13 protein-coding genes are annotated in these 12,245 nt (G+C 60.8%); 6 read left to right on the top strand and 7 right to left on the bottom strand.

The features are described from left to right. Window positions 1-75: 75 nt before the first annotated feature. The 5 genes from metG to panC all read left to right on the top strand — a co-directional run bounded on the left by metG (window position 76) and on the right by panC (window position 4,892). Window positions 76-2,232, top strand: a complete 2,157-nt coding sequence (gene metG, locus O3301_RS17710; protein ID WP_305057033.1) for a methionine--tRNA ligase — start codon at window positions 76-78, stop codon at window positions 2,230-2,232. Window positions 2,233-2,251: 19 nt separating this feature from the next. Then, entirely contained in the window at window positions 2,252-2,731 is a 480-nt protein-coding gene (locus tag O3301_RS17705; RefSeq protein ID WP_034778216.1) for a GNAT family N-acetyltransferase, read from the top strand. A 107-nt stretch (window positions 2,732-2,838) separates the two neighbouring features. Next, on the top strand, window positions 2,839-3,048 hold the full coding sequence (locus tag O3301_RS17700) for a DUF3460 family protein (RefSeq protein ID WP_034778041.1): 210 nt from the start codon (window positions 2,839-2,841) through the stop codon (window positions 3,046-3,048). A 17-nt stretch (window positions 3,049-3,065) separates the two neighbouring features. Beyond that, a complete protein-coding gene (locus O3301_RS17695; protein ID WP_077402012.1) occupies window positions 3,066-3,998 on the top strand; it encodes a ScpA family protein in 933 nt (310 codons plus the stop codon). Window positions 3,999-4,052: 54 nt separating this feature from the next. Next, on the top strand, window positions 4,053-4,892 hold the full coding sequence (panC, locus tag O3301_RS17690) for a pantoate--beta-alanine ligase (protein WP_099664747.1): 840 nt from the start codon (window positions 4,053-4,055) through the stop codon (window positions 4,890-4,892). 65 nt (window positions 4,893-4,957) lie between these two features. Here panC and O3301_RS17685 read toward each other — a convergent pair whose 3' ends face one another. Next, on the bottom strand, window positions 4,958-5,410 hold the full coding sequence (locus O3301_RS17685; RefSeq protein ID WP_305057032.1) for a hypothetical protein: 453 nt from the start codon (window positions 5,408-5,410) through the stop codon (window positions 4,958-4,960). Window positions 5,411-5,704: 294 nt separating this feature from the next. Here O3301_RS17685 and O3301_RS17680 point away from each other — a divergent pair, with 294 nt between their 5' ends. Further along, on the top strand, window positions 5,705-6,457 hold the full coding sequence (locus O3301_RS17680; RefSeq protein ID WP_305057031.1) for an SDR family oxidoreductase: 753 nt from the start codon (window positions 5,705-5,707) through the stop codon (window positions 6,455-6,457). Between the two features lie 73 nt (window positions 6,458-6,530). On the opposite strand, the gene cheY is transcribed toward O3301_RS17680, so the two are convergent. The 6 genes from cheY to O3301_RS17650 all read right to left on the bottom strand — a co-directional run bounded on the left by cheY (window position 6,531) and on the right by O3301_RS17650 (window position 12,235). Then, a complete protein-coding gene (gene cheY, locus O3301_RS17675; RefSeq protein ID WP_010396677.1) occupies window positions 6,531-6,929 on the bottom strand; it encodes a chemotaxis response regulator CheY in 399 nt (132 codons plus the stop codon). 147 nt (window positions 6,930-7,076) lie between these two features. Then, entirely contained in the window at window positions 7,077-8,147 is a 1,071-nt protein-coding gene (locus O3301_RS17670) for a chemotaxis response regulator protein-glutamate methylesterase (RefSeq protein WP_034778028.1), read from the bottom strand. Window positions 8,148-8,256: 109 nt separating this feature from the next. Next, a complete protein-coding gene (cheD, locus tag O3301_RS17665; protein ID WP_034758343.1) occupies window positions 8,257-8,865 on the bottom strand; it encodes a chemoreceptor glutamine deamidase CheD in 609 nt (202 codons plus the stop codon). Window positions 8,866-8,874: 9 nt separating this feature from the next. Continuing rightward, a complete protein-coding gene (locus tag O3301_RS17660; RefSeq protein WP_251351875.1) occupies window positions 8,875-9,747 on the bottom strand; it encodes a CheR family methyltransferase in 873 nt (290 codons plus the stop codon). 71 nt (window positions 9,748-9,818) lie between these two features. Next, complete coding sequence (locus O3301_RS17655; RefSeq protein WP_305057030.1) at window positions 9,819-11,540, bottom strand: methyl-accepting chemotaxis protein; 1,722 nt, start codon at window positions 11,538-11,540, stop codon at window positions 9,819-9,821. 188 nt (window positions 11,541-11,728) lie between these two features. Then, complete coding sequence (locus O3301_RS17650) at window positions 11,729-12,235, bottom strand: chemotaxis protein CheW (protein WP_034758356.1); 507 nt, start codon at window positions 12,233-12,235, stop codon at window positions 11,729-11,731. Window positions 12,236-12,245 lie beyond the last annotated feature (10 nt).

Genomic DNA, 12,245 nt, shown 5'->3' with positions numbered 1-12,245 from the left:
GCCAGCGCTGCATCTGCTCATATTGCCTTTCCGCTGTTAAAATGACCTATTATCCATCCCAAAAGTGCATCAATCATGACTCGCAAGCTGTTCGTCACCACTGCCCTGCCTTACGCAAACGCCGCTTTTCACATTGGCCACATCATGGAATACATCCAGGCCGATATCTGGGTCCGGTTCCAGCGAATGCAACGCGATGGTGCAGCCGGCCGTGAAGTGCACTTTGTGGGCGCCGACGATACACATGGCACGCCCATCATGATCGCCGCCGAAAAGGAAGGCATTACGCCGCAGCAATTCGTCGCCAACATCGCGGCCGGCCGCGCCCAGTACCTCGATGGCTTCCATATCGCCTTCGACAACTGGTATTCGACCGATTCGCCGGAAAACGTCGATCTGTCGCAATCGATCTACCGCAAACTGCGCGATACGGGCCTGATCGTCACGAAAACCGTCGACCGCTTCTTCGATCCAGTCAAGGGCATGTTCCTGGCCGACCGCAACATCAAGGGCGAATGCCCGAAATGCGGCGCCAAGAACCAGTACGGCGACAATTGCGAAGTGTGCGGCGCGGCTTACCAGCCGACCGACCTGGTCAACCCGTTCTCCGTGTTCACCAACGCGACGCCCGTAATGAAGCCGTCGGAACAGTACTTCTTCAAGCTGTCCGACCCGCGCTGCTTCGAATTCCTCAAGGATTGGCTCAACACGCCAGGCCGCTTGCAGCCTGAAATGGTCAACAAGGTCAGCGAATGGCTGGGCGAAGCGGGCGAAAAGCTGGCCGACTGGGATATCTCGCGCGACGCACCCTATTTCGGCATCCCGATTCCCGATGCGCCGGGCAAGTTCTTCTATGTGTGGATGGACGCGCCGGTCGGCTACCTGGCCAGCCTGAAAAACTATTGCGACAAGAAAGGCCTCGATTTCGACGCCTTGCTGAACGATCCTGCCACGGAACAAATCCACTTCATCGGCAAGGACATCGTTTCCTTCCATTTGCTGTTCTGGCCCGCCATGCTGAAATTCGCCGGCCACCCGGTGATCGACAAACTGAAAGTCAATGTACATGGCTTCCTGACAGTCAACAACGAAAAGATGTCGAAGTCGCGCGGCACGGGCATCTCGCCGCTGCGCTACCTGGACCTGGGCATGAACCCGGAATGGCTGCGCTACTACATCGCCTTCAAGCTGAACTCGAAAGTGGAAGACCTGGACTTCAACGGCGACGATTTCGTGGCCCGCGTGAACAGCGACCTGATCGGCAAATACGTGAACATCGCCAGCCGCTGCGCCGGCTTCATCGCCAAGCGTTTCGACGGCAAGCTGGCATCGACGCTGTCGGAAGGCGCGCAAAGCTGGATCAACCGCGCGCTGACGGCGGACGCCAACGGCGTCATCGTCGAGCGCCAGGCCAGCATCGCCGCGCACTTCGAGAACCGCGAATTCGGCAAGGCATTGCGCGAGATCATGGAAATCGCCGACATCACCAACCAGTACGTCGATGAAAACAAGCCGTGGATCCTCGCCAAGGATGCGGACAAGACGGCCGAACTGCACGACGTGTGCACGACGGCCCTGATCCTGTTCCGCCAGCTGACGATCCTGCTGTCGCCAGTCCTGCCGGGCGTGGCCAGGAACGTGGCCTCGTTCCTCAACGACGAGCAATTCACCTGGGCCGATACGCAAGTGTTCGGCGACGCCGTCTCGAACAGCATGCTGGGCCGTACCATCGGCGCCTACAGCCACTTGATGACGCGCATGGATGCAAAGATGATCGAAGCGCTGTTTGACGCACCGCAAGCTGCCGCCATCGCGGCGCCGGCTGGCGATGCCGCGAACGACGCCGCAGCGGTCGCTGAAACACCGGCCTCTGCCATCGAGGAACTGGCGCCCGAGATCAAGATCGACGACTTCCTCAAGGTCGACTTGCGCATCGCGAAAATCGTCAACTGCGAACTGGTCGACGGCTCCGACAAGCTGCTGCGCCTGACCCTGGACGCGGGCGAAGGCCGCTTGCGCAATGTGTTCTCCGGCATCCGTTCGGCCTACCAGCCGGAAGAGCTGGTCGGCAAGCTGACGGTACTGGTGGCCAACTTGGCGCCGCGCAAGATGAAGTTCGGCATTTCGGAAGGCATGGTCATGGCCGCATCAAGCGCCGACGAGAAGGCGAATCCGGGCATCTATATCCTGAACCCTTGGCCAGGCGCCGAACCTGGCATGCGCATCCGCTAAGCCCGCACAAGGACCGATGATGAATATCGTGGTGCGCGAAGCAACGAATGCCGATGCACAACTGATGGCCGAGCTGACCCGCGCTGCGTGGGCCGGCAAGGTGGCGGCCTCGTCCAGTGGACACCACGAGACGGCGCAGCAGGTGGAAGAGCAATTGCGCCACGGCGGCGGTTTTCTGTTGCTGATCGACGACATTCCGGCCGGTTCGCTGCGCTGGATGCCGCTCGACAGCGATCCGGCCATCTGGAAGATTTCACGCATGGGAGTGCTGCCCGCCTACCGGGGCAGCCACGTTTCGCAACATTTGCTGGAAGCCATCATTCATCACGGCCTGTCGTGCCAGGCGGAGGAATTGCGCCTGGCCGTGCGGCGCGACCAGCGCAAGCTGATCGATTTTTATGCGGCCTTCGAATTCGACCTGGCCGAAGAACTGGAATATTCGCACGCCAACCCCGCCGAACCGGCGCCGATGGTGATGCGGCGTTTATTGCGTTATTGATTTTTAGCAATTTCGCCCCGGACTTGCCGATACAACAACCCGCCAGGCGGCACGGCGCGGTAAAATACGGCCGGCTGACCTTACCTATAAGACACTCAGAAGAGAATATGAAACTGCCTGCAAAACACAACAACTACGTATCCGACCACACCTTGTTCATCGCTGAACTGAAGGCCAAGAATCCTGGCATGGAAGCGGGCCAGCAAGCGGGCCGCGCCCTGCTGTGGGACAAGCCGGCCGTCAGCATCGATGAGCAGGAGCGCCAGCTGGCGTCGGCCGTCAAGCAACAGGCTTACGTTTACCAGAACAAGAACTAAGATCTGGAACCGGCACGATGTTGCCTGAAGAGTCTGCAGTCACGCCGGAAGCCGACGCTTCCGGCGCCGGCGCAGTCATCGAGTCGCCCGAACCCGCCGCTGGCGGCGATGGCAGCGGCGACCCTGCAGCATCCGCCACGGCAGTAACGGACGCGGCGCCCGCCGCCGACCCGCTGGGCATCGCCCGCCTGTATGGCGAGCCGATGATGCGCATGCCGACGGATTTGTACATTCCGCCGGACGCGCTGGAAATCTTCCTCGAAGCCTTCGAAGGCCCGCTCGACTTGCTGCTCTACCTGATACGCAAGCAAAATTTCAACATTCTCGATATCCCGATGGCGCAGGTGACCCTGCAATATCTGAAATATGTCGACCAGATCCGCGTGCGCAACCTGGAACTGGCCGCCGAGTATTTGTTGATGGCGGCCATGTTGATCGAGATCAAGTCGCGCATGCTCTTGCCTTCGCGCAAGAGCGACGTCGAGGAAGATGGCGGCGATCCCCGTGCCGAACTGGTGCGCCGCCTGCTCGAATACGAGCAGATCAAGCTGGCCGCCTACGACCTGAACGCCATCCCGCAGTTCGAGCGCGATTTCGTGCGCACGCAGATTTTCATCGAGCAAAGCCTGACGCCCACCTGGCCCGACGTGGAACCGGTGGACTTGCAGCAGGCGTGGCTCGACGTGCTGAAACGCGCCAAACTGACCCAGCATCACCGCATCAGCCGCCAGGAACTGTCCGTGCGCGAGCACATGTCGAGCATCCTGCGCCACTTGCAATCGTCGCGCTTCGTCGAATTCAGCGAGTTGTTCGACATTGCCGGCGGCGTGCCCGTGGTGGTGGTCAACTTCGTGGCCCTGCTGGAACTGGCCAAGGAAACCCTGATCGAAATCACACAGGCAGAACCGTTTGCCCCCATCTACGTCCGGCTGGCCTATTCGCCCGCCTGACTCCTTCCCTTTGTCACTGACCACCGTACAACGGGGTTTTAGCGAAAGCAATCCATGAAAATTATTTCCGACATCGAAGAATTGCGCGACCAGCTCAGCGGACAGCTGCGCACGGCGTTCGTCCCCACCATGGGCAACCTGCACGAAGGCCATCTGTCGCTGATGCGCCTGGCGCGCAAGCATGGCGACCCCGTCGTCGCCTCGATCTTCGTGAACCGCCTGCAATTCGGCCCGAACGAAGACTTCGAGAAATATCCGCGCACCATGGCGGCCGACATCGCCAAGCTGGAAAAGGAAGGCGTGTACGTGCTGTTCGCGCCGACGGAAAAGGAACTGTACCCGGAGCCGCAGGAATACCGCGTGCGCCCGCCCGATGACCTGGGCAATACCCTGGAAGGCGAATTCCGTCCCGGCTTCTTCGAAGGCGTGTGCACGGTCGTCACCAAACTGTTTTCCTGCGTGGGTCCGAGAGTGGCCGTGTTCGGCAAGAAGGATTACCAGCAACTGATGATCATCCGCAACATGGCGCGCCAGTTCGCGCTGCCGACGGAAATCATCGCCGCCGAGACCTACCGCGCAGACGATGGCTTGGCCTTGTCCTCGCGCAATATGTACCTGTCGGAAAGCGAGCGCGCGGAAGCGCCGGAACTGTTCAAGGGCCTCAATTTCGTCGCCGAGGAAGTGCGCAAGGGTAACCTTGCCGTCGGCGAACTGGAACAGGCGGCCATGCAGCTGCTGGACGGCCGCGGCTGGAAATCGGACTACATCGCCGTGCGCAAGCGCGCCAACCTGCAGGCGCCGAACGCGGCAGAGCTGGCCGCCGGCGAACCGCTGGTGGTGCTGGCCGCCGCCAAGCTGGGACAGACTCGCCTCATCGACAATCTGGAAATTTAAGCGCCATCTCCAAGCGTCACCTCGACGGGGCCATTCGGTCCCGTTTCTGTTTCTGTTTCTTTTCCTTACTTCTCCATCCCTACCAGCTTGAGTTCGGCAAACAGCGGCCTGTTGCTGCCGCGTGCCGCTTGCAACATGTCATAGCTGGCCGCATCGAGCACGATTTCTTCTCCCGCCCACAGCTTGCGCTGGTTCGCAGGCAGCCTCAGGCTGCGCAGGATGGCCCGTGCCTGGGCCGGATCGGCCGCCAGCAGGCGGATGGCGTGCGCATGGCGCTGCGTACCCGTGAGTATCGGCAAGCCGCCCTGCGGGCCATGCTGGCTCAGGCTGACATAGTCATGGCCGCCCACGCGATGCAAATAGGCATGCCGGCCATCGGCTTCGATTACCGGCTGCGCGGCAGGCTCCTGCATCTCGAGCGACGCGACGGGCGCAACGGCGGTTTGCTCCAGGCTCACGCCGCAGGCCGTTAACAGGGCCGTGCCCAGGGCGAAAAATAATACGGGTGCTCGGCGCATCGTGCGCTCCTTCTTGTCGGGGTCGGGGACAAAGGGGAAATACTGCAGCGATCATGGGCCAAATTATTTGACGTGTAAAGTTAACTTTGGGAAATATTTCATTCCTTTGCGCAATTATCTGCAGGCCGCGGGATCATCTCTGTTCGTACCCCGCATGCCTGGGAGAATTGTTAATGTAATTTGCACACTGAAATCATCAAACCCAGCTTTATCCATCAATCGATAAAGATGACAATGGCTGTACTGGTTCGCAGCGACAGCATGCGGGCCTCCCACCACGACAGGAGAACACCCATGAACACAGCAGCTATACCGGCCAAGGTCGCCATCGTCACGGGCGCTTCGCGCGGCATCGGCGCAGCCATCGCCCGCCGCCTGGCGCGCGATGGCATGCGGGTCGTCGTCAATTACGCCAGCGGCAACGTGGAAGCGGAGCAGCTGGTGGCGGCCATCGTGGCCGACGGCGGCGTCGCCATCGCCGTCAAGGCCAACGTCGCCGACGCGGGCGAGGTGCAAGCCCTGTTCGATGCGGCCGAGGCGGCTTACGGCGGCGTCGACGTGCTGGTCAACAATGCCGGCATCATGCCGCCCGCGCTGCCGGCCCTGGCCGACACGGACGACGCCACCTTCGACAGCCTGTTCGCCATCAACGTCAAGGGCAGCTTCAACACCATGCGCCAGGCGGCGACGCGCTTGCGCCACGGCGGCAGCGTCGTCAATTTCTCCACCAGCGTGATCGGCCTGGCCCTGCCCGGCTATGCCGTCTACGGCGCCACCAAGGCGGCCATCGAGACGATGACGGCTATCTTTGCCAAGGAGTTGCGCGGCAAGAACATCACCGTCAACGCCGTCGCCCCCGGTCCCACGGCCACGGCGCTGTTCTTGAACGGCAAGACGGAAGAAACGATACAGCGCATGGGCAAGATGGCGCCATTGGAACGCCTGGGCACGCCGGACGACATCGCCGCCGCCGTGGCCTTTTTGGCAGGGCCGGATGGCCGCTGGGTGAATGGACAAACGTTACGCGCGAATGGCGGGCTGGTCTGAGTTTTTTGCGGACGAAAAAAAACGCTGCCAATTCGCATTGGCAGCGTTTTTCTTGATCAGTATCAAGCCGTGATCAGGCGCCGGCTTTTTCCAGCTTCTCGAAAATCTTGTTCAGCTTTTCATCGAGGGTCGCGGCCGTGAACGGCTTGACCACATAACCGCTGGCGCCAGCCTGGGCGGCGGCGATGATGTTCTCTTTTTTCGCTTCGGCGGTGACCATCAGCACGGGCAGCTTGGCCAGTGCGGGATCGGCGCGGATATGCTGCAGCATCGTCAGGCCATCCATGTTTGGCATGTTCCAGTCCGACACGACGAAATCATACGATTCCGCGCGCAGCTTGGCCAGGCCCATCACGCCGTCTTCCGCCTCATCGACGTTGGCATAACCCAGTTCCTTCAACAGATTCCGGACAATGCGGCGCATCGTCGAAAAATCGTCAACGACTAAAAATTTCATCTTTGGATCAGCCATGAATAACTCCGTTGTTTCTGTAGCGGTTTGTTAATAATATCGACATGAATGCCGACATTATGGTCGACACTACGGCAGCAAGTTGTAGGATAGCATTTTCGTTGCTTTTAGGCGAACAAACTTGCCTCAGATCATATAAAACGTGGCTTACACGCGCAAAGCACGCATGCCATGTGCAGCCAGGTGTCCCAGCACCATGCCAGGCAGCGCCGTCAGAGCGCCGACCTCATGCGTAGCACCGACGGCGATCGCCTCGCGCGGCATGCCGAACACCACGCAACTGGCTTCATCCTGCGCAAAATTATACGCTCCTGCAGCCTTCATCTCCAACATGCCTTGTGCGCCATCCTTGCCCATGCCGGTCAGGATCACGCCGACGGCATTTTTACCGGCCGATTGCGCGGCCGAACGGAACAGCACGTCGACGGACGGGCGGTGGCGGTTCACCGGCTCACCCTGGTCGATCTTTGTCATGTAGTTGGCGCCGCTGCGCGTCAGGGTCAGGTGCGAATGGCCGGGCGCGATGTAGGCGTGGCCGGGCAGAACGCGTTCGCCGCCTGCCGCTTCCTGCACCGATATCTTGCACAGCGAATCGAGGCGGCGCGCAAACGAGCGCGTAAAGCCTTCCGGCATGTGCTGCGTGATCAGGATGCCGGGACAATCGGACGGCATCTGCATGAGGAATTCGCGGATGGCTTCCGTGCCGCCCGTGGAGGCGCCGACGATGATCAGCTTTTCGCTCGACGTCAACGGGCTGCGCAGCGCAGGCAGCGGCGCGGCCACCTTGTCGCTGGCCGACGGCAGGGTGCGCGCACGGATGCGCGCCTTCGAGGCGGCGCGGATCTTGTCGGCGATCATGTCCGTGTACTCGCGCATGCCGCTCTGGATGGAAATCTTCGGCTTGGTGACGAAATCGACGGCGCCCAGTTCCAGCGCGCGCATGGTGATTTCCGAACCGCGCTCGGTCAGCGACGACACCATCAATACCGGCATCGGACGCAAGCGCATCAGTTTTTCCAGGAAGTCGAGGCCATCCATCTTCGGCATCTCGACGTCGAGGGTCAGCACGTCGGGGTTGGTCTGCTTGATCATCTCGCGCGCCACCAGCGGATCGGGCGCAGCGCCCACCACTTCCATGTCGGGCTGGCTGTTCACGATTTCCGTCATCACGCTGCGGATCAAGGCCGAATCATCCACGATCAATACTTTGATCTTCATAGTTATCCTTCCAGGCCTTGCGGCCCTTATTCTTTATTAAATTAGTACACCGGACAAAATCGCCGCAAGCTGCACAGCGCGACGCGCAGCAGGTTTGGTCTGGTGTTTGTCAGAACAGCTCGACTTCGCCGCCGACTGGCGCGACTTTGAGACGGCTTGCGTAATCGAGTTCGCGGCGCACCAGCGTATCGTTATGCGTCTGCATCAACTTTTTCACCAGCACCTTGCCGCTGCGGGGGAAAAAATACACCTTGCGCGGGTGGATGTCATTGAGGTCTTCGGCCACCACGCGCATCTTTTCCGCCTTCAGATAATTGATGACGAAAGCCGCATTGCGTTCGCCCACATTGATCGCCGTGAAACCGCGCAGCACGGCGCCGCCGCCGAACACTTTCGCTTCCATGTTCTCGCGCCGCGCGCCCGCCTTCAGCAAATCGTTGATCAGGATCTCCATGGCGTAGGTACCATAGCGCATCGACGCGGAAATCGGGCTATTCGGATCGCTGCCGCCGTCGGGCAGCATGAAATGGTTCATGCCGCCCAGGCCCGTGACCCGGTCGCGGATGCAGGCCGAGACGCAGGAGCCGAGCACGGTGACGATCAGCATGTCCTTGTTGGTAAAGTAATACTCACCAGGCAAGATCTTGGCGGCGTCACAATTGAACGTCCTGTCGTAATAGACGTTAGTGGCGAATTGCTCTTTGGATTCCAGGCTCATATTTCACTCTCATGTACGATGCGACGATGCCTTGGGCGCGGTGCCCCGAGGCTGATCGAGCTCATAGACTGTTTTACCGCGCAGCTTCAATGAATCCGACACGTACAGAAAATTCTCCGAATGGCCCGCAAACAGCAGGGCATCCGGCTTCATCAACGGCACAAAGCGCGACAGGATCTTGCGCTGCGTCGCCTTGTCAAAATAAATCATCACGTTACGGCAAAAGATGACGTCGAACTGGCCCGTCACCGGCCAGCTGTCGGCCAGCAGGTTGAGCGGCTTGAAGGTGATCATCTGGCGCAGTTCCGGGCGCACCCGCACCTGCCCCTCGCGATCGCCCTTGCCGCGCAAGAAAAAGCGCCGCGCACGGTCGGCCGGCATCTTGTCGAGCCGATCCAGGTTGTAGACGCCATTGGCGGCCGTGGCCAGCACGTTCGTGTCGATGTCCGTGGCGATGATGGTGACGGGCGGCGTGAGCGTATTGAATGCCTCGCACACCGTCATGGCGATCGAGTACGGCTCCTCGCCTGTGGAACTGGCCGAACACCAGATGGTGATCGGCCCGCTCAGTTTTTTCACATGCTCGGCCAGCAGCGGAAAGTGATGCGCCTCGCGGAAGAACGACGTCAGGTTGGTCGTCAGCGCATTCGTGAACGCTTCCCATTCGTCGCCCATGCGGCCCGCTTCCAGGTCGTCCAGGTAGCGGACGAACGAGGAGATGCCGGTCGCGCGCAGGCGCCGCGCCAGGCGGCTGTAGACCATCTCCTGCTTGCTGTCGGCCAGCGCGATGCCGGCCCGCTTGTAAATCATGGCGCGGACCCGTTCAAAGTCCTTGCCGGTGAAATCAAATTCCTTGACCGAATCCGTTTTAGTTTGCGGCATTTTGTTTTTACCTCTCTATGACTACTCTGACCAATGCCTTTGCAAGTATAACTAGCGGGACCGGGTTGGCGTCAGAACTCTTCCCAATCGTCGCCGCCGGCCGCCGCCAGCTTTTTCGCGGGCGGTGGCGTGCCGGCTTGCGCCGTCTTTGCCAACCGCCGTGTATTTGCCGCCACACTTGGTGCCGGCCGTGCAGCCATCTTGACTACTGGCGCGGGTGTGGGCATGGCCGCCTGCGCCCCGCTCTCGCCATCGAGCTTGAAGATGCTGACGGCGTCGGCCAGTTTCTGCGCCTGGTCCTGCATGCTTTCGGCCGCCGCCGCCGCTTCCTCGACCAGCGCAGCGTTCTGCTGCGTCATCTGGTCCATCTGCGCGATGGCCTGGTTCACTTCCTCGATGCCATGGCTCTGTTCCTGCGTTGCCGCCGTGATCTCGCCCATGATGTCGGCCACCTGCCGGATCGACGTAACGATCAGGCCCATGGTCTGCCCCGCCTCGTCCACCAGGCGGCTGCCCGCGTCGACCTTGTCGACCGAGTCGCCGATCAGGCCCTTGATCTCTTTCGCTGCACCAGCCGAACGCTGCGCCAGGTTGCGCACTTCCGACGCCACCACCGCAAAGCCGCGTCCCTGCTCGCCGGCGCGTGCCGCTTCGACGGCCGCATTCAAGGCCAGGATATTCGTCTGGAACGCGATGCCGTCGATGACGCCGATAATGTCGACGATCTTGCGTGAACTGTCCTTGATGGAACCCATGGTATCGACCACTTGCGCCACCACCTTGCCACCCTGCTCCGCCACCGACGACGCCGACACGGCCAGCTGGTTGGCCTGGCGCGCGTTGTCCGCGTTCTGCTTCACGGTCGACGTCAGTTCTTCCATGGACGATGCCGTCTCTTCGAGCGAACTGGCCTGCGTTTCCGTGCGCGCCGACAGGTCCGCATTGCCGCTGGCGATCTCGCGCGACGCCACGGTAATCGTATCCGTTCCCTGGCGCACGTCGCTGACCGTCTGCACCAGGCTCGCGTTCATGTCCTTGAGCGCCTGCTGCAAGGCGCTCGTTTCATCCTTGCCTTCGACCACCACGCGCGCCGTCAGCTCGCCGGCAGCCACCTTCTGCGCCACGGCCAGGGCGCCGGACAACGGCACCGTGATCGAACGCGTGATGAAGATGGCGCACCAGGCGCCGATCGCCACCGCCGCGCCGCCCAGGATGAACAACACCGTCATCAGGCGCGCATCGGCCGCCAGCGAGTCGTCCATGAAGCTTTGCTGCGCCACATGCTGCAAGTCGAGCAGCTTGTTGATGTCGGCCAGGGTCGTCTTGTTCAAGGGATCGATGCGGGTGGCAATAACCTTCGCCGCGCCCTCGCTGTTAAACGCCAGTACCTGCCCCATCGCTTCCTTGAAGGCCGCATCGACTTCGCCGTCAACCTTGGCGATATTAGCCAGCAGCGCTTTCTCGCCCTCGGACAGCCCCAGGCTGGCCAGTTTGCCGCGCGCGCCGTCGTACAGCTTGCGCTGCTCGCGCACCTTGCCCTCTTCCACCTGCATCAGCCCCACATCGCCCTGCAGGCCGATATTGCGCATGGCGATACCCGTTTCCAGCATCGCGCTTTTCATCAGCGACGCCTGCGTATTCTTTTCGCTTGCCAGCTCCAGACCCGTGAGCAACTGGGCCTTGTTACGGTAATTCAGTGCATTCGCCGAAACGATCACTACCACCAGGATGGCGAGGATGCTGCCAAAACCTATCCCCAGCCGGGTGCCTATCTTGAAATCGCGCAAACTCATTACAGTCTCCAATATTTATGTGAACGGCGCCCGTTCAACCGGACGGCGCCGTGTTATGGCCTGGTCTCTGACGGACCTTGCAGCCTGCCGGCGCGCCTCTAGTCGCACCGGTACATGCATATCTGTAGTGATTCTTTGCGTGCCAAAACGGCGGCGCACCGGGCGCCGCCTTGCTGCCATGCGACCTCTTACGCCGCCAGCTTGTCGATCAGGCCCATCTCGCTGCTCGACATCAGCTTGTCGATATCGACCAGGATCAGCATGCGCTCGTCGATGGTGCCCAGGCCGATCATGTAGTCGGTCGAGAAGGCGGTACCCATTTCCGGCGCCGGCTTCACCTGCTCCGGCGTCAGCGTGGTGACGTCGGAAACGCTGTCGACCACCATGCCGACGATGCGCCCGCCGATGTTCAGGATGATCACCACCGTGAACTGGTCGTACACGGGCGTGCCCAGGTTGAACTTGATGCGCATGTCGACCACGGGGATGATGATGCCGCGCAGGTTGATCACGCCCTTGATGAATTCTGGCGCGTTGGCGATACGGGTGACCGCTTCGTAGCCGCGGATTTCCTGAACCTTCAGGATATCGATGCCGTACTCTTCGGAGCCCAGGGTGAAGGCCAGGAATTCACGGCCGGCGATGTCCTTGCCGTCGCCCGCATTGCTTCCGGATGTTTGTTGAGTATCTGACATGGTGCGTTTT

The organism is Janthinobacterium sp. SUN211 (assembly GCF_030587315.1).
GTDB classification, from domain to species: domain Bacteria; phylum Pseudomonadota; class Gammaproteobacteria; order Burkholderiales; family Burkholderiaceae_D; genus Janthinobacterium; species Janthinobacterium kumbetense.
The sequence above is the reverse complement of the archived record's forward strand: the minus strand, read 5'-3'. Positions and strand labels throughout refer to the sequence as shown.